General features: G+C 63.9%; 16 protein-coding genes. All 16 read right to left on the minus strand.

Annotated elements, in window-relative coordinates; translation table 11 throughout:
* Positions 1 to 64: 64 nt before the first annotated feature.
* Positions 65 to 1,558, minus strand: a complete 1,494-nt coding sequence (locus ADIAG_RS06990; RefSeq protein ID WP_007270634.1) for a S8 family serine peptidase — start codon at positions 1,556 to 1,558, stop codon at positions 65 to 67.
* 46 nt (positions 1,559 to 1,604) lie between these two features.
* Complete coding sequence (locus ADIAG_RS06995; RefSeq protein WP_007270635.1) at positions 1,605 to 2,561, minus strand: Ppx/GppA phosphatase family protein; 957 nt, start codon at positions 2,559 to 2,561, stop codon at positions 1,605 to 1,607.
* Positions 2,558 to 3,265 carry a DUF501 domain-containing protein gene (locus ADIAG_RS07000; protein WP_007270636.1) on the minus strand — a complete coding sequence of 236 codons (708 nt, stop codon included), beginning with the start codon at positions 3,263 to 3,265 and terminating at the stop codon, positions 2,558 to 2,560. The genes ADIAG_RS06995 and ADIAG_RS07000 overlap by 4 nt, the downstream gene beginning before the upstream one ends.
* 66 nt (positions 3,266 to 3,331) lie before the next feature.
* The gene (locus ADIAG_RS20840; protein WP_007270637.1) at positions 3,332 to 4,171 is read right to left on the minus strand and encodes an FtsB family cell division protein; all 840 of its coding nucleotides are present in this window, start codon (positions 4,169 to 4,171) and stop codon (positions 3,332 to 3,334) included.
* Positions 4,172 to 4,312: 141 nt separating this feature from the next.
* Positions 4,313 to 5,593, minus strand: coding sequence for a phosphopyruvate hydratase (gene eno / locus ADIAG_RS07010; RefSeq protein ID WP_007270638.1), 1,281 nt, complete (start codon positions 5,591 to 5,593; stop codon positions 4,313 to 4,315).
* Between the two features lie 111 nt (positions 5,594 to 5,704).
* On the minus strand, positions 5,705 to 6,412 hold the full coding sequence (locus ADIAG_RS07015; RefSeq protein ID WP_007270639.1) for a MazG nucleotide pyrophosphohydrolase domain-containing protein: 708 nt from the start codon (positions 6,410 to 6,412) through the stop codon (positions 5,705 to 5,707).
* A 185-nt stretch (positions 6,413 to 6,597) separates the two neighbouring features.
* Complete coding sequence (locus ADIAG_RS07020) at positions 6,598 to 7,785, minus strand: adenosine deaminase (RefSeq protein ID WP_007270640.1); 1,188 nt, start codon at positions 7,783 to 7,785, stop codon at positions 6,598 to 6,600.
* 98 nt (positions 7,786 to 7,883) lie between these two features.
* The gene (locus ADIAG_RS07025; RefSeq protein WP_007270641.1) at positions 7,884 to 8,606 is read right to left on the minus strand and encodes a DedA family protein; all 723 of its coding nucleotides are present in this window, start codon (positions 8,604 to 8,606) and stop codon (positions 7,884 to 7,886) included.
* A gap of 242 nt (positions 8,607 to 8,848) precedes the next feature.
* Positions 8,849 to 9,103, minus strand: coding sequence for a hypothetical protein (locus tag ADIAG_RS21385; RefSeq protein WP_007270642.1), 255 nt, complete (start codon positions 9,101 to 9,103; stop codon positions 8,849 to 8,851).
* Between the two features lie 173 nt (positions 9,104 to 9,276).
* A complete protein-coding gene (locus tag ADIAG_RS07030; RefSeq protein ID WP_007270643.1) occupies positions 9,277 to 10,590 on the minus strand; it encodes a thymidine phosphorylase in 1,314 nt (437 codons plus the stop codon).
* A gap of 75 nt (positions 10,591 to 10,665) precedes the next feature.
* Positions 10,666 to 11,070 carry a cytidine deaminase gene (locus tag ADIAG_RS07035; RefSeq protein WP_007270644.1) on the minus strand — a complete coding sequence of 135 codons (405 nt, stop codon included), beginning with the start codon at positions 11,068 to 11,070 and terminating at the stop codon, positions 10,666 to 10,668.
* 4 nt (positions 11,071 to 11,074) lie between these two features.
* On the minus strand, positions 11,075 to 12,367 hold the full coding sequence (locus ADIAG_RS07040; RefSeq protein WP_007270645.1) for an ABC transporter permease: 1,293 nt from the start codon (positions 12,365 to 12,367) through the stop codon (positions 11,075 to 11,077).
* The gene (locus ADIAG_RS07045) at positions 12,364 to 13,650 is read right to left on the minus strand and encodes an ABC transporter permease (RefSeq protein ID WP_007270646.1); all 1,287 of its coding nucleotides are present in this window, start codon (positions 13,648 to 13,650) and stop codon (positions 12,364 to 12,366) included. Before ADIAG_RS07045 ends, ADIAG_RS07040 begins: the two co-directional genes overlap by 4 nt.
* Positions 13,647 to 15,185, minus strand: a complete 1,539-nt coding sequence (locus ADIAG_RS07050; RefSeq protein WP_043473733.1) for an ABC transporter ATP-binding protein — start codon at positions 15,183 to 15,185, stop codon at positions 13,647 to 13,649. The genes ADIAG_RS07045 and ADIAG_RS07050 overlap by 4 nt, the downstream gene beginning before the upstream one ends.
* Positions 15,186 to 15,394: 209 nt before the next feature.
* Entirely contained in the window at positions 15,395 to 16,501 is a 1,107-nt protein-coding gene (locus ADIAG_RS07055; RefSeq protein WP_007270648.1) for a BMP family lipoprotein, read from the minus strand.
* Between the two features lie 271 nt (positions 16,502 to 16,772).
* Positions 16,773 to 17,978, minus strand: a complete 1,206-nt coding sequence (locus ADIAG_RS07060) for an amidohydrolase (RefSeq protein ID WP_007270649.1) — start codon at positions 17,976 to 17,978, stop codon at positions 16,773 to 16,775.
* Between the last annotated feature and the right edge of the window lie 87 nt (positions 17,979 to 18,065).

Here is an 18,065-nt window from a genome sequence, read left to right on the forward strand (position 1 = left end):
CTGTTTGTGAAAGTCTTCACTAGCACTTTTTGGGGTGGTGACCAGCACAGTCCTTCGTGCGCGCCTACTCCTCGCGGCCGGACTCCGGCAGCTCATCGAAAATGTCCTTGCCTCCGCCATGTTCACCGAGCTTCAGCTTGGAAACCGTCGCGCTTTTGGCAGATTCGGCCAGCACTGCCCGGCGCCGGGAACGTAGGACGTGCACCATCCCCCCGAGCAGCGTGAACAGTAGTATTCCGGCCGAGCCGAGGACTAGCAACGGCGGCAGAAAGGCGTTTTTCTCTACCGGTGCGATCGGAGCCGGGGCGGCGATGGGCTTAATGTTCGATTTCTCGGTGGAAATCGCGGGGTCATCGGTGGGCGAGGCGCTGACCTCGGCGCCACGGCGGTGCACCCTGATCCATTCGGTAATGGTATTCATCGGGTTGGCCTCGACCTCGGGGACCTTGGCTGTGAGTGCGGCGTGGGCATCTAAGATGCCGTGACCATAGAGGTTATCAACACCCGGCTTGCCTGCCTCACGGGCCGTGGCAAGGATTCTGTTGATGACCTGCGGGGCCTTCATATCAGGATATTTGGAGCGGATCATCGCCGCTACCCCGGCAACCAATGGCGCGGCACCCGAGGTGCCAGACCAGTCCGCGTATCCTCCCCCGGGCAAGCCGCCCACGAGTGGGTCGGCCGGTGCGGCCACACCGATACTGATTCCCTCGGTGGAGGAATCGACGCTGGCCTTGCCCTTCTGGTCGACGCCCGCCACCGTCAGCACCCCGGGAATCGTTGCCGGCGCACCAACTTGCTTCATTCCCCCGGCACGGTTGCCCGCGGCCGCGACGATGACCACGTCTTTGTCCTCCGCGTATTTGAACGCGGTGTCCCAACTGGTGGGCCAGTCCGGCTGCGTGGAGCCCAGGGAGATGTTGATGACCTTGGCCCCGTTGTCCACCGCCCATTTCACGGCCGCCGGCACCTGTTCTTCAACGGAGATCCCGGCCGGGTTCGCGGTACCCATCCACAGGGAGACGGATAGCAACTCGGCTTCCGGCGCCACCCCGATCAGTCCGTCCGGACCCGGGCCCGGCTTGGGGATCTCGATATCCTCGGGCTTCTCGGGCGGGTCCTCTTCTTCTTCCTCAGCGGTCTCGACCGCTCGCTCATAAGCAATCTTTTGGGCTTCGGCATCGGCCTTGGCCGCAGCGATCGCCGATTTGTTGTTCCCGCGGCCTGCCAGCAGCGTCCCGACTAGGGTTCCGTGCTCGGGCAAGGTGCCCAGCGGCTTGGAACCATCGGGGGTACCCGCCCCGGAAACGTCGGTACCGCCGGTGACCACGCCGCGCAAGTCCGGGTGAGCGGAGTCGATGCCCGTGTCAATGACCGCGACCTTGACTCCTGCACCCTTGGAAACTTCCCAGGCCTTGGTGATCCCCGAGGATTTGAGCCACCACTCCCCCTCGCGCGCGGCATCGGCGTGGGCTGCGGGGGCCACGGCTGTGAATGCGGCAAGACCAAGCACTAGGGTCAGGACCGAGGCCGTGAGGCGACGCAGTCGTTGGCTCAAGTGATCTCCTAGCGTGGTGCGTGGGGGCTGGCGAAAGCTACTGCTATCAGAGTCCCGGGCGAAGGCCCAAGGCAATACCGTCCAGAATATCGTGCTCTGAGGCCGTGGCAGTGGTGATCCTGCCCTCAGTGCGGCTGGCCACGCGCTGCAGGATGCACCCGAAGATCAGGGCGCCTGCGGCAATGACGTCCACCCGCCCGGGATGCATATAGCCAAGTGCGGCACGGGTTTGGCGGTCTGCACCAAGTATCAGTTCGATGGCCGATTCGTATGCGGAGAGCGTGGTTTCGGCACCGTGGATGAGGGAGGAGTCATAGTGCTCCAGCCCGAGCGCGGCGGCGGTCAATGTGGTGATGGTCCCGGCCACACCCACGATCTTCTCCACGCTGCCCAAGTCAATGCTTTCCTCGACGGTGTCCAGCACCGCGTTGACCTGGGCGCGTGCCGCGGCCAGGGTTTCCGGTGTCGGCTGCTGCGCACCCCAGAACCGTTCGGTCAGCCGCACACAGCCCATGTCCATGCTGCGCGAGGCCAGCGGACCGTGGGCATCGCCTAGGACGAACTCCGTCGATCCCCCACCCAGATCGATGACCAGGATGCGTGTTCCGGCGGCGGCCGGCGCCACGGAGGTGGCACCGGCGAAGGACAGTGCCGCTTCCGTCTCACCGGGAACGACCTCCGGGTCCACGCCCAGACGTGCCCTGACCCCGGCGACAAAGATGTCACGGTTTGTTGCATCCCGGGTCGCCGAGGTAGCCACGAAGCGGATGGAGCCGGCCCCGTGTTCGCGGATCAGCGCGGCATACTCGTCAATGGCGGCAAAGGTGCGTTCAAGCGCCTCGGGTGCCAGCTCCCCGGTGGAATCCACGCCTTGGCCCAGGCGCACGATCCGCATTTCACGCACCACCTCGGACAGGCCCGGACCATTCGGCGTCTCAAGGGGATCGGCAATGAGTAGGCGGATCGAGTTGGTCCCGCAGTCGATCGCCGCGACGCGGCTCATGCGCCGGAGACTTCGTCGGTGCCGACTGCCGCGGCTTCGCGGGCAGCACGCGCAGCCTTGCGCTCGGCCTGTTTGATGGCAGGGTCAACCGCCTGGGTCTTGACGTGGCGCGACCGGTCCTGGCTGGGTGCCGGACCTTCGGTGTCCCAGGCCCCGGCACAGCGGCAGATATCCGTGGTCCACCATTCGGCGATCGCCGCGAGTGCTCGGTCCCCCAGTGGGTTGATGCCCGGGCCTGCGGCCAGCGAGTGGCCCACCAATACGTGCAGGCACTTCACCCGGGTGGGCATGCCACCGGCGGACACCCCGGCAATTTCCGGTACTGCACCGGTGCCTGAACGTTCACCGATCGCGTCGCGCACCGCCAGGTATTCTTCGTGGGCGCGGGCATAACCGGCTGCCAGCACGGCGTCTTCGCCTAGTTCGGTGTTCATCTCATTCATCAGTCCCGCTGCTTCTAGGCGCGAGACAGCTGCGGTGATCACAGGGTGCGTCAGGTAGTAGGTGGTCGGGAACGGGATCCCCGAGGAGAGCCGGGGTGCGGTGGTGGCCACCAGCGGGTTCCCGCAGGTGCACCTAGCACCGATCTCCACCACATCGCGCACCGGGCGGTTCAGTTGGCGGGAAAGGGTCTCCAGGTCTTGGGCGCTGGGCACTCGTGCTGCTGCATCGAGTGCTTCGTGGTTTTGGTTCGCGGCGTCCACAGGTGGGAGCATCTCCTCGCGTTGATGAATGGGGGGGGCTTGGCAGGGTTTTCTTGGGGGTGGTGCTCAGTCGGTGGCTGCGCGTTGCACCGAGTCAAAGAGCGCATCGACCCAGGGCAGATCCGCGCGGACCTCTGCGGGGCTTTGGTTGGCCTCTTCGGGATCCACGTCCTCGGGTGCGGTACCGACGACCATGTAGTTGCGTTCGCCCGGCATGACCAAGTTTATCCGGTCGCGAGCCTGCTGCTTGATGTACAGCGGATCGTCCCAGCGGGCGATCTGCTCCTTGAGCGCTTCCTGTTCGGCCTGCTTAGCGTCGATCGAGGTGCGCAATGCTGCGATCTCGTCGCTCTGCCGTGCGTAGGTGCCGATACTGGGGACCAGCAAGACGGCGAATACCGACAGCGCAATGCTCAACGCCAGCAGGCGGCCGGAGAAGCTGCGGGCCGGGATCGGCTTCTTGGGACCGGCCGGCGACTTGCGCTCACTCTTCTGGGCCGCCCGCTCGTCCTTGCGCACGGCTCCGGAGAGCAGGTTACGGTCTTCGATCCGGCGCTGCGAGGCGGTGGCCTTCACTTTAGGCTTCGGCTTGGGCTTTGCCACAGGATGGGCCGTTGTCTGCTTCGGTGGGGTCCCTGCAGGTTTACGGCCCGCCGCGCCCGCTTTGGCCTCGGGGTCGACAGGTCCCAGCGGGACCACCTTCGGCCGTTGCGCAGAGTCTGCGGTGGGCTTCGCGGCAGGTTTCTTCACCGGAGGGGTTGCGGAGTGCGGTCGGGGGGCCTGGGGCCGGGCCTGCTGCGTGTTGGCCGATGCTGCTGCATCCTGCGGGGAATCCGGGCTCGCCTCATGCCGCCGGTCCCGGCCTGAGGACCCGGAGCGTGGCATGGGAGGACGTCGCGTGGCCATCGTGCTCCTTGTGCCTCTCGGCCCGGAAACCTTGGTGGATGGCCCCGGGGTGTCTTGGGATCAAGCTTTTGGGGTTAAAACAAAAACTCGTGGGGGAACCAAGAATAGTTCCCCCACGAGCCTACGTGTAATTACCGCTGGTTATGCACCGAAACGCGGGAAGGCGCCGGCACCGGCGTAAACCGCTGCATCGCCGAGTTCCTCTTCGATGCGCAGCAACTGGTTGTACTTGGCAACGCGCTCCGAGCGGGCCGGAGCACCGGTCTTGATCTGCCCGGCGTTGGTGGCAACGCAGATGTCGGCGATCGCGGTATCTTCGGTCTCGCCCGAGCGGTGCGAGGTGATCGTGGAGTAGCCGGCACGCTGGGCCATCGAGATGGCGTCCAGGGTTTCGGTCAGGGTCCCGATCTGGTTGACCTTCACCAGCAGCGAGTTGGCGGTGCCGGACTCGATGCCGCGGGCCAGTCGCTCAGGGTTGGTGACGAACAGGTCATCGCCGACCAGCTGCACCTTGTCACCGATGGCGTCGGTGAGGGTCTTCCAGCCTTCCCAGTCGTCTTCGTCCAGTGGGTCTTCGATGGAAACCAGCGGGAAGTCGGCGACCAGCTTGGCGTAGTAGTCGCTCATTTCCTGCGCCGAAATCGACTTACCTTCGAACTGGTAGGTGCCGTTCTCGAAGAATTCCGAGGAAGCGACGTCCAGTGCCATGGCGATGTCTTCACCCGGGGTGTAGCCGGCGCGGGTGATGGCCTCGGTGATCAGCTCGAGTGCTGCACGGTTGGAGGGCAGGTTCGGGGCGAAGCCGCCCTCATCCCCCAGGCCGGTGGACAGGCCCTTTTCCTTCAGCACGGACTTGAGGTTGTGGTAGACCTCAACTCCCCAGCGCAGGCCTTCGGAGAAGGTCGATGCGCCGATCGGGGCGATCATGAATTCCTGGATGTCAACATCGGAGTCGGCGTGTGAGCCGCCGTTGAGGATGTTCATCAGCGGAACCGGCAGCACGTGGGCGTTCGGACCGCCCAGGTACTTGTACAGCGGCAGGTTCGAGGACTCGGCTGCGGCGTTGGCCACGGCGAGGGAAACACCCAAGATGGCGTTGGCGCCGAGCTTGGATTTGTTCGGCGTGCCGTCCAGATCAATCATCAGCGAATCAAGGGCACGCTGGTCGGTGGCATCCAAGCCCTCGACTGCGATACCGATGTCATCGATGACGGCGTTGACGGCGTTGAGAACACCCTTGCCCTGGTAACGCTTGGGGTCTTCGTCGCGGCGCTCTGCTGCTTCGAAAGCACCGGTGGAAGCGCCGGAAGGAACTGCTGCGCGACCCATCGAGCCGTCGGAAAGCAGGACCTCAACCTCAACGGTTGGGTTGCCGCGCGAATCGAGGATCTCGCGGGCGTGAATGGCTTCAATCAATGCCATGGGAAGGTACTCCTTCAAAGTGTGGATGATAGTCGAACGTGTTCTGCATGACGCAGGCGCCGTTGCCTGCCCCCAGCCTAGCGTGGACTCAGGGATGTCAACGATGTTGTTTCAGGCGTTTTCGCCCTCGGCACGGGCGAGATGTTGGTATACGACGTTGCGCAGGGCCCGCTCGGCATCGAGCCCGTGGCTCCGGGCCACGTCGCATAGGGCCAGCAGTTGCTCACCGAGTTCCTGCTCGTTGTGCGGAATACCTGCAACCGGTGCCCCCTGCAGAACCAAGGAATCCGCATTTTCCCCGCCCTGGATGGCATCAGCATTTGGCGCAGCATCGGTGATCGCCGCGTGGCGTTCGGAGCGGGCTAGAAATGATTGGGCATAAAGCAAGGCGGGCAAGTTCTTGGGCAGGCCCGCAACGGCGGACTCGTTGAGCGGTTTTTCGGCACGCTTGGCACGGTCCCATGACTCGATGATTTCGGCGATCGACTCGGGGAAGCTGTCCTTGAGGCTGCCATCGGGATGGAAGATGTGGGTATTGCGGCGAACCATCTTTGCGCTCAGGAATGCGGCGACGGAATCAAAGTCGAAGGCACGGCGCTCGGCGCCGATGGACGCGTGCAAAAGAACCTGCAGCAGGATGTCACCGAGTTCGGCTTTCACCTCGGCATCCGGAGCATCTGTCTCGATGGCCTCGGTGAGCTCGTAGGACTCCTCCAGCAGGTACTGGATTAGGGACTGGTGGGTCAGCGCCGCGGTCCAGGCGCAATGCTCACGCAGCTGGGTAATAATCTGAACCAGTCGGTCGACCTGCTCACTCACTGATGGTCCTTCTCCCCGTTGATGCCAAGTGGATTCTCCGCACCAACACTATCGGACCGTACAGGTGCCGGGCCCGGGGTTTAAACACCGACCGCCGGTGCACCGGTGCCCCAAGACGGGCATCGATGCACCGGCGGTCGGTGCCGGGGCTGCGGTTTGACGCTCCCCACGCAACGGACGACTGGTTAGTCGTCTTCCTCGTCGTCGAAATCCTCGAACTCGTCGCCGTTCTGCTCTTCGGTCATCTGCTCGTAAGCCTCGTTGATGAAGTCCACCAGGGCTTCGCGTTCCTCCAACGGGAGGAACGCGGCCTCGGCGGCGTTCAGCGTGAGGTCCAGCAGGTCCTCGAGGTCGTAGTCGAAGGCCTCCACCAAGAGCTCGAACTCGTCCGAGAGCGTGGTGCCGCTCATCAAGCGGTTATCCGGGGAGATGGTCACGTTGAAGCCAGTCTGCACCAACAGGTCTACCGGGTGCGATTCGATGCCTTCGCCGAATTCGGCGGTGGCCCCGGTCTGCAGGTTGGAAGACGGGCAGATTTCCAGGGCGATGCCGCGGTCGCGGACCCAGTTGGCTACCGGGCCCAAGTTCACCAGGCCGGTATCCTCGTCGACTTCTTCGCCGTCGTCATCGAGCCCGCCGTACTGGATCTCGATGTCCTCGGCGATGCGCACGCCGTGGCCCAAGCGCTGGGCGCGGCCGGTGATGAGCGCGTCCTTGATGGAGTCCAGGCCCGCTGCTTCTCCGGCGTGCACGGTGGCGGGGAAGAAGTTTTCTGCCAACAGGTCGAAGGCTTCCTTCATGCGCGAGGGCGGGAAGCCGTCCTCGGCCCCGGCGATGTCGAAGCCGACCACGCCGCGCGAACGGTGGCGCAGGGCCAGCTCGGCGATCTCGGTTCCACGGTCCGCGTGACGCATCGCGGTGATCAGCTGGCCGACCTGGATCGGGGTTCCGGCATCGGTCAGTCGCTCGCTGGCATCCTCGAGGCCCTGCTGCACGGCCTCAACGACGTCATCGAGGGACAGTCCCTCGCGCAGGTGCTGTTCGGGGGCCCAACGCACCTCGCCGTAGACCACGCCGTCCTCGACGAGGTCCTCGACGAATTCGGCGGCTACGCGCTTGAGCGCATCCTTGGTCTGCATCACGGCGATGGTGTGCTCGAAGGTTTCCAGGTAGCGTTCCAGCGACCCGGAATCGGCCGAGGCACGGAACCAGGCACCGAGCTCCTCGGCATTGGTGGTGGGCAGCGTGTGTCCTATCGCGGCGGCCAGCTCGATGATGGTTTGCGGGCGCAATCCCCCATCGAGGTGGTCGTGCAGCGATACCTTGGGCAGTGCCCGGAAGTCGAAGGAAGGGTCATAGGCTATGTGGATCATTTCATCAGTCACCCGCCCAGCCTAGCGGGGTGCGCAGGCTTCCAACAGTGCGCGCAGGTGGTGTCGAGGCAATTGTTCACCCAACGCACAACGGGTGTTCAGCTGGTGCTTCCCACCGTTGGTTGGTCCTCGGGATCGTCCCCGGGAACCCGCACCGGGCGGGGGTCGCGCACCGGGGTTTGGCTCCCGGTGTTCACAGGATCCGGGTAGCTGTTCCGGCGCCGTCCCAGACGCACCAGCACCGCGTGGGAAAGCTTGTCGATCAGGTAGCCCATGATGATGGCCAGGCCCACGGACAAGGCGATTCCCAGCAGCTGGTTGTCGTGGAACCAGGCCCCGGCCAGCACGCCGATGGCCACCGAATAGCTGGCCCAGGCCAAACACCCGGCAGCGTCAAGAACCGTGAAACGTCGGTGCGAGAATCCCGTGGCACCCGAGCTGAGGTTCACCACGACCCGCCCGATCGGCACATAGCGGGCGGTGAAGATCAACATCGCGCCGCGCTCGTTGAGCTCGCGGCGGGCAAAGGCAAAAAGTTTTTGCGTGCGTTTCCGCCGCATCCACCCAAAGCGCTCGGTACCAATGCGCCGTCCCAGCGTGTAAGCGACCTGGTCCCCGGTGATGGCTCCCACGGCACCAGCAAGGATCAACAGGTACACGTTCGGGGTGCCGCTGCTTGCGGCAACTACTCCTAGGGCGACCAAGAGGGTCTCGGACGGGAGGATGGGAAGGAAGCCGTCGATGAAGCAAAACAGGCAAACGACCGGCAGAATCCACCACGCGTTCGCCGCGTGCACGATGGCTTCATTGATCAGATCCACTGAAAAACCGGCTTTCCAAGATGAGTGCAGCCCGCGTTAGACCCCCGCGGAAAGTTGCACGACGCTGGCCCGACGGGCCACCAGCTTCTATTCTCCCGCAATTGGCCCCGAGCGTGCATCATTCCTAGGGCTGAAGATTCGCCGGTGTGCCATGGTCCTTCAGGACCATGGCACACCGGCCACGACACCTCGGAGAGCTGCTCTTGAAAGTTCAGCGTGGTGCGATTCTTCTGTGCGTGGTCCTACTTTTCGAGGTGCTCGCCCTTGATTTTTGCTACAACAGCGGTCTTTGCAGGTTCCCAGAATATGGACACGGCGGTAAACAGTACTCCTATTGCGAGAGTCACTAGCGTTCCGCTTACACCTGACGAGACTGACCCGCTAAACAGTCCTTCTGCTAAGCCCACAGCAATTGCAAAGGGTAGCGAAAGCACAACGAGCGCAGCAAGAATCAGCACTATAGTTTTCAGTTTTCCGAATCGTGCAATTTTTACCATGTCTGAGTAATTCCCCGCTTAGTCGTTCCCATATCGATAGTTTTGCCAGCAGGCTGCTGGCTGTGGGCCGACTAGCTGTCAGCTGATCCAAGACCAGCCAATACAAGGCGCACTGTCATACTTCTTTTTCGGGGTCACCACGCTAAAAATTGAAGAGTCCGGAAAACTGCTTATCAGGAGGCGGTGATGCGCTCGTGGATCAGTGTCATATCCGGTCGGCTGCCGACCGGACCGATGGTTGCCGCCTGCTCCAGAATTTCCCGGGCCCGGTCAAAACGTTCGGGAGTGTCGGTGAGCATGGTGGCCAACGGCTGCCCGCGACGCACCTGATCCCCCGGCTTGGCATGCAAGCGCACCCCGGCACCGGCCTGCACCGGATCCTGCCGGCGGGCCCGTCCGGCACCCAAACGCCAGGCAGCAACACCCACGTCCAGTGCATCCAAGGAGGTTAAGACGCCGTCGGCCTGCGCGTAAAGAATTTCCGATTCCTTGGCCACGGGCAACGGTGCGTTGTTGTCCCCACCCTGCGCGGCGATCATGGCACGCCACTTGTCCATGGCCCTACCGTCAGTCAGTGCCGCTGCCACATCAACATCATGGATCCCGGCCCCGGCGAGCATCTCGGTGGCCAGCGCCACGGTCAATTCCACCACGTCGGCAGGGCCGCCGCCGGCAAGTACCTCGATGGATTCGGCGATCTCGATGGCGTTGCCCGCGGTGAGCCCCAGCGGGGTGTCCATATTGGTCAGCAGCGCCACGGTGTGCACCGACGCGTCGGTGCCCAGGTTCACCATGGTGGTGGCCAGTTCGCGGGCATCGGTGAAGTCCTTCATGAAGGCTCCGGAACCGACCTTCACATCGAGCACCAGCGCTCCGGTGCCCTCGGCGATCTTCTTGCTCATGATCGATGAGGCGATCAGCGGGATGGCTTCGACGGTGCCGGTGACATCGCGCAGCGCGTACAGCTTTTTGTCGGCCGGGGCCAGGGATGCCCCGGCGGCGCAGATCACCGCGCCAACCTCGGAGAGCTGGCGCATCATCTGCTCGTTACTCAGCTCCGCGCGCCATCCGGGGATGGCCTCGAGTTTGTCCAGCGTGCCCCCGGTGTGTCCTAGCCCGCGGCCGGAGAGCTGAGGGACTGCCACGCCGAAGACGGCGACCAGCGGTGCCAGGGGCAAAGTGATCTTGTCTCCCACCCCGCCGGTGGAGTGCTTGTCGGTGGTGCGCATCGGCGTGCCGCCGGGGCTGCGCAGCGTGGAGAAGTCCATGCGTTGACCCGAGTTGATCATCGCGGTGGTCCAGCGGGAAATTTCCGTCCGATCCATCCCGTTGAGCAGGATCGCCATGTTCAGCGCCGCCATCTGTTCTTCGGCAATGACCCCGCGCGTGTAGGCGTCAATAGTCCAGTCGATCTGCGCGCCGGTCAGGGTCCCGCGGTCACGCTTGACGCGGATGATGTCAACCGCGTCAAAATTTTCGATGCTCATGAATGCTCCGTTTCTCAAAAGGACCGTGCCCCGCCGCACTCCCTGTTCAAAGGGTGCGCGGCGGGGCACGAAAGGTCATAGGTTGTGCGCCCCGAACGCGTCGGGTAACACCTGGTCCATGCTTTGAATCCCGCGCGGAGTCATCAGCTCCAGGTCCTCCCCGCGGTGTTCGAAGAGCAGCTGGCGGCAGCGCCCGCACGGCATCAACGGGTTTCCGCTGGAGTCCACGCAAGAGAAGGCGCGCAGCTTGCCGCCGCCGGTGGCAAAGAGCTCGCCGACCATATTGCATTCGGCGCACAGCGTCACCCCATAGGCGGCGTTCTCCACATTGCAGCCGGAGATCATCCGCCCGTCCTCGGTCAGCGCCGCGGCACCGACCTTGAACCCGGAGTAGGGCGCGTAGGCGCGCTCCATCGCCGCCACTGCCGCAAGACGCAGTGTTTCCCAGGTTTCGGGGCCCAGCGCTTCGGTGTCTTTCACGGAACTATTCCTTCACGTACGGGATGCCGTTGGAGGCAGGTGGTCGGGATTTTCCGACCAGCCCGGCCACGGCGAAGATCGTCACGGCGTAGGGCAGCATCTGCATGAACTGGCTGGGCACCGGGGTGCCCAGGATCGTGAGCACGAAGGACAGGTTCAATGAGAAGCCGAAGAGCAGTGCGGCGAAGAAGGCCCCGATCGGGTTCCAGCGACCAAAGATCAGCGCCGCCAGGGCGATGAAGCCCTGCCCGGCTGTCATTTCCTTGTTGAAGGATGAGGAGGTGACCAGCGTGAAGAAGGCACCACCCAGGCCGGCGACCACCCCGGCGAGCACCACGTTCCAGAAGCGCAGGGCGTTGACCTTGATGCCCACGGTGTCCGCGGCCTTGGGGTGTTCGCCCACGGCGCGCACGCGCAGTCCCCAGCGGGTCTTGAAGAGCCCGAACCAGACCAGGAACACGGCCAGGTACATGCCGTAGCCCAGGATCGTCTGGTCAAAGAAGATCGGGCCGAAGATCGGGATGTCGGCCAGCAGCGGGATCCGGATGACATCGAAGGACGGAGGAGCGTTGAACTTCTCGGCGTCCGCGGCCATCACGGTGGAGAAGAAGAAGCTGGTCAGACCGGCCACCAGCACGTTGAGCACCACCCCGACGATGACCTGGTTGACCAGGTACTTGATGGCGAAGACCGCCAGCACCATGGAGACCAGTACCGAACCGACCACAGCGGCCAGCACGCCGGCGATGAGCGACCCGGTCATCGAACCGACGATCGCTGCGCAGAACGCCCCGGCCAGCAGTTGGCCTTCGATGGCGATGTTGATGACACCGGCACGTTCACACAAAACACCCGAGAGTGAGCCGAAGATCAGCGGGATGGCCAGGGTGAAGGACCCGGCGATCAGCCCGGAGAGGTACACATTGGGAGTGTTGGCGCTGCCGATGACCCAGACCAGGAACGCGATGACAAACACCGCGGCGAAGACCGGCAGCATCCAGCGCGCCAGCTTGCGCCCGGCACGGACCAGCACAAACGAGTAGGCGGCAATGCCCAGCAGGATGACCGCGCCGGCCCAGCCCACGAACGTGGTGCCCAGCACCAGGTCTGGGACGGAGATCTTCTGTGATCCGTCGGTGATGCGGAAGCGGGCCTCGGCATGCGGGCTGCCGAAGGCAAAGCCGAGCAGTGCCACGAGCCCGAGCAGGCTATAGGTGATCGGTGCGGCCCAGGAACGGACCACACCGCGGCCCGTGGAATCGGGCTCGGTGTTCCGGGTAGCCAATGCGTGACTCATGCTGCACCTCCGGTGGCTGCCGGTGCGGCTGCCTTCTTGTTCTTAGGCTTGGACGTGCCGATCCGGAAGATCGAACGCACCAGCGGCGGGGCCGCGATGAACAGCACGATGAAGGACTGGACCACCAGCACGATGTCGATGGGGATGCCGGTGTTGGCCTGCATCCCCACGCCTCCGGCGCGCAGTGCGCCGAAGAGTAGCCCGGCGAAGAGCGTGCCGATGGGGTTAGAGCGTCCCAGCAGGGCCACGGTGATCGCGTCGAACCCGAAGCTGGCGGCGATGCCGCCGGAGAGCGAGCGTTCGGTGCCCAGGATTTGGGCGGTTCCCGCAAGTCCGGCCAGCGCGCCGGCGATCAGCATGGAGAGCAGGTAGGCCCGTGAGACGTTGATGCCCGCGGTTTTTGCTGCCACGGGGTTGGCGCCCACGGCGCGCAGCTCGAAGCCGGTGGTGGAGCGGTTCAGCAACCACCAGGTGAAGGCGACGGCGGCCAGGGCCACCAGGAAGCCGTAGTGCAGGCGGAAGCCGTCACCGAACATCAGCGGGTAGGCGGCGTTCACGCCCACCGGCTCGGAGAGCGGGTTGTTGGAACCGGGGCGCTGGAAGGCGGGGGTGGAGAGCAGGTACAGCAGCAGGTATACAGCGATGTAGTTGAGCATGATCGTCACGATCACCTCGTGTGCACCGCGGCGGGCCTTGAGGAATCCGGCGATGCCGCCCCAGAGGGCGCCACCGATGATGCCGGCCAGCATTGCCACGACTAGGTGGATGCCCACCGGCAGATCCAGGGTGAAGCCCACCCAGCCGGCCAGTGTGGCACCCAGGATGATCTGTCCCTGGCCACCAATGTTGAACAGTCCCACACGGAAGGCCAGGGCCACGCCGAGCCCGGCCAGCACCAGCGGGGTGGCGATGGTGAGGGTTTCGGTCAGCGGATAGATGGCATCGGCGAAGCTGTCCGCGGAGGAATTGATGATGCTGGATTGGAACAAGGCCAGGTACGCCTCGGAGACCGAGGTCCACACCGCCGAGAGCAGGTCGGTGGGACGTGTGAAGAAGTAGCTGGCCGTGGAGGTGACGCGCTCGTCGGTGAAGGCGATGAGGATCGCGCCGACCAGCAGCGAGAGCACGATGGCCAGCACCGAGACCAAGCCGTTGCCGGACATGATCCTGCTGATCAGCGACTGATCCTTATCGGGGTGTTCCTCGAGGGGTGCGGCCGGCGGCACCGCCGGCGCCTCGGCTGGTTCTGCCGGAGGCAGGTCCGGGGACTTATCCATGCTCATTCTTTGCCTTCGTTTCCGCTGGTCGATTCGGCTTCTTCGTTGCTGGCCCCGGCCATCATCAGGCCCAGCACGTCACGCGGGGTGTCCCCCGGGACGATCCCGACCAGCTTGCCCTTGTACAGCACGGCAATGCGGTCGGCCAGATCCGCGACCTCGTCAAGTTCGGTGGAGACGATCAGTACCGGGGTACCGGCGTCTCGTTCGGCCACAATGCGGCGGTGCAGGAATTCGATGGAACCCACATCCACACCGCGGGTGGGCTGGGAGGCGATGAACAGCTTCAGCGGGCGGGAGAGCTCGCGGGCCATCACGACCTTTTGTTGGTTACCGCCCGAGAGCGTTCCGGCCATCGATTCGGGGCCCTGGGTGCGCACATCGAATTCGGTGATCTTGGCCAGCGCGTTCTTCAGCATCACCGCGGGGCGCATGTTCAGGCCGCGGGCGAAGGGGGCACGGTCGTACTGGTTCAGCACCAGGTTTTCGGTCACGGTGAAGGTGCCGATGACCCCGTCGGTGCTGCGGTCCTCGGGGACAAAGCCGACCCCGGAGTTGATGATGTTTTTGACCGAGCGGCCCAGTAGTTCCTTGCCGTCAAGCCTGATCGAGCCGCTGGCGTGATCCACCAGGCCCATGATGGCCTCGGTGAGTTCGGTCTGTCCGTTGCCCTGGACGCCAGCCACCGCAAGGATCTCACCCTGTGAGATCCCGAAGCTGACCGAATCGAGCAGCAGCTGCCCGGAGGGTGCAAGCACCGAGAGGTTGTTGACCGTAAAGGTCTCCTCCCCCAGCTTCGGTGCGTCCTTGTCCAGGGTCAGGGACACCGAGCGGCCCACCATCAGGGTGGCGAGCTCGGCGGCGGTAGCACTGGGTTCGGCCTTGCCCACGACCTTGCCACGGCGGATGACCGTGATGACATCCGAGATGGCCTTGACCTCGCGCAGCTTGTGCGAAATGAAGACCACTGCGGTTCCCGAGTCGCGCAGCTGCCCGATGATGTTCAGCAGTTCGTCGGTTTCCTGCGGGGTTAGCACCGCGGTGGGCTCATCGAGGATCAGCACACGGGCGTTGCGGACCAGGGCCTTGATGATTTCCACGCGCTGCTGCACGCCCACCGGCAGGTCTTCGACGATCGCGTCGGGGTCCACGCCGAACCCGTAGCGATCGGAGATCTCGCGGATGCGGGTACGAGTCTTTTCCAGGTGCAGGACGCCGCCTGCGCCGGTGTCCTCATTGCCCAGGGCGACGTTTTCGGCGACGGTGAAGACCGGCACGAGCATGAAGTGCTGGTGGACCATGCCGATCCCGGCCGCCATGGCATCGCCGGGTCCGTTGAACGTGACCGGCTTGTCATCGATGAGGATAGTGCCCTCGGTGGCCTCGTACAGGCCGAAGAGCACATTCATCAGCGTCGATTTGCCGGCGCCGTTCTCGCCGAGCAGGGAATGGACCTGCCCGGATTCGACGACGACGTCGATGTGGTCGTTGGCGGTGAAGCTGCCGAATTTTTTGGTGATGCCCCGAAGCTCGAGTTTCACGTCTGTTACCCGTTCCCCTTCTAATCCGGCCCGCTGCGGGTCGAGGGAGGTTGTAGTGGAGTTACCAGTAGCCCCCACCCTAGTCATCTGGGGGCTGGGGTGGAATGCCGGAAGAAAGCGCACAGCCAAACGCGCCATCCGGTGTGTTCCTGCGTGAGCAGAAGTTACTGGCCGGACGGCGCGCGTGGCGTGCTACCTAGGGAAAGGTGCTACTTGGTTTTCGGGCTGGAATCGGATTTGACCTTGACGGCACCGGAGATGATGTCGGCCTTCAGGGTTTCGAGTTCGGCCTTGAGCTCGTCGGAGACCTTCGAATCGAAGTCGTGGAACGGAGCCAGCGCCACGCCTCCATTTTCCAGGGTGCCGACGTACGGGGTCGAATCGAAGTTGCCCTCGACATCGGAGCGCACGACGTCTTCAACGGATTTGCCCATTTCCTTCATCACCGAGGAAAGCACAAATTCGTTGCCCGAGGCCAGGGCCTCGAAGCCATCGGCGTCGACCCAGATGACCTTGATGTTCTTGCCGGAGGCGTTAAGTTCCTTCACGGCGTCCATGGTACCCAGACCGACCGGACCGGCGACGGGCATGATCACGTCGGCGCCCTCGTTGGCGAAGGTGATGGTCGTGTTCTTGCCCTTGCCCTGATCGTCGAAGCCACCAATAATGGTGCCGTTCTGCTTGTCAACGTCCCAGCCCAGGACCTTGACGTCCGTGGACTTCTTCTCGTTGTAGTAAGCAACGCCGTCGGCGTAGCCGTCCATGAAGATCGAAACGGTCGGGATGTTCAGGCCGCCGTAGGTGGCGACCTTGCCGGTCTCGGTCATGCCCGCGGCCAGGTAGCCGGCGAGGAATGATGCTTGGGCCGTGTCGTAGATGATCGGCTTGACGTTCTTGGCGTCGATGGCGTTGTCATCAACGATCGCAAAGTGCTTGTCCGGGTTGGCCGCAGCGACCTTCTTGGTCTCGTCCGAGAGCAGGAAGCCGACCGTGACGGTCAGGTCGCAGCCGCCCTTGACCATGGCGTTGAGGTTCGGGCCGAAGTCGGTTTCGGCCTTGGACTCGGCCTGCTTGACGTTGATACCCAGATCGGTCTTCGCCTGCATCAGACCCTCATAGGAGGACTGGTTGAAGGAGCGGTCGTCGAATCCGCCGGAGTCCGAAACGATGCAGCCGGTGAAGTCCGATGCGCCGGCCGGGGCCGAGCCGCTGGCCGAAGGGGCCGCCTCGGGTGCGGCGCCACAGGCGGTGAGGACGAGAGCAGAAATGCCGAGCATGGCAGCTGCCATGCCAGTCTTGCGCGAGATATTGCGCATGGGGTTTCCTCCATAAGGTTACGAGCTACAAGTCATGGCTTGGATGTGCGTTGGGCGCCCCATGCCGATTCCGACACCGCGCCGGAGACTTGTTGTCGCCAGCGACCGGTGATGCCAGATGCGAGTCTGGTCCTCATCGATCGCCGCATCGCTTCGGAACCGAAGGACAGCAGTGATCGGAAAGGACCTCTTCACATCCACATAGCCTAACCTGTAAAACGCTTGACGCGACAGAGAAATTGTTACAACCAGATAACTCTGTGCCGGTGGTTCAGTCGCTGGTCTCGGCCAAAAGCTGCGCAATCGCGCGCATTGACGCGGCAGTCATCACCGTGACGCCCACCTCGATGGCCGCTTCGTCGGGGATGTAATCCCCACGGTGCAGGTCGTAGTCCTCCCCGCCGGGGGTCCGGGTCCCCAGGCGCATCATGGCACCGGGGACCTTATTGGTCATCCAGGCGAAGTCCTCCCCGCCCATGGACTGCGGGGTCAGCACAATCGCGGCCGAACCGATCTCCGCGCGGGCAGAATCCTCAATCAGGTCGGTTTCTTCCTCGGTGTTGATCACCGGGGGCACCCCGCGGATGTGTTCGAGTTTGATCTCGACACCGTAGGGGCTGGCGACCTGGCGGACGACCTCATCGAGCAGGTCACCTGCGCCTTCCCAGGCTTCGCCGTCCAGGCAGCGCATGGTCCCGGCCAAATAGCCGGTGGCTGGGATCGCGTTGGGGGCGCTGCCTGCATGGATCTGTCCCCAGACCACCGACACGGCGGAACGCACGTCAATGCGCCGGCCCAGTACGGCCGGGACATTGGTGGCGATCTGGCTCATCGCGAAGACCAGGTCCTCGGTCAGGTGCGGGCGGGAGGTGTGCCCGCCGCGGCCGGTGAGCTCGATCTTGATGGTGTCCGAGGCGCTGGTGATGGCCCCGATGCGGGTGCCGATCTTCCCGGCGTCGATACGTGGCTCGCAGTGCAGGGCCAAGATCCGCGGGACCTCATCCAGCACGCCGGCGGCAATCACCGCCAGGGCACCGCCAGGCATCTTTTCCTCGGCGGGTTGGAAGATCACCCGAATCCGGGCACCGAGGCCCGTAGCGTCGTCCATCGCCTTGAGCGCCTTGGCCACCCCAAGCATCACGGTGGTGTGGATGTCGTGCCCGCAGGCGTGTGCCACCCCGTCCACCACCGAGGCGTACTCGAGCCCGGTTTCCTCCAGGATCGGCAAGGCGTCGATGTCGGCTCGCAACGCGAGGGCGATGGGCCCGGAGCCGATGTCTACATAGGCCCCGGTCTCTTCTAAGGCGACCGGGTTCAGTCCGGCATCGCGCAGCCGGCTCAGGATGCGTTCGGTGGTCTGATATTCCACAAACGAGAGTTCCGGGTTGGCGTGGACCTCGCGGCGGAAATCCACCAGCTCCCCCATCAGCGGCTTAACCCACGGCTTGACGGAGGGCAATAACACGTCTTCATTCATACTGGTGCGCACCTGACCGACACTACGCGTTGGAAGGCGCCTGTGGGCAGTCTGCTTCGAATTGTTGCCTACGATTTTCTCCTCTGG

The sequence above is a fragment of the Paeniglutamicibacter gangotriensis Lz1y genome, assembly GCF_000348945.1.
GTDB classification, from domain to species: domain Bacteria; phylum Actinomycetota; class Actinomycetes; order Actinomycetales; family Micrococcaceae; genus Paeniglutamicibacter; species Paeniglutamicibacter gangotriensis.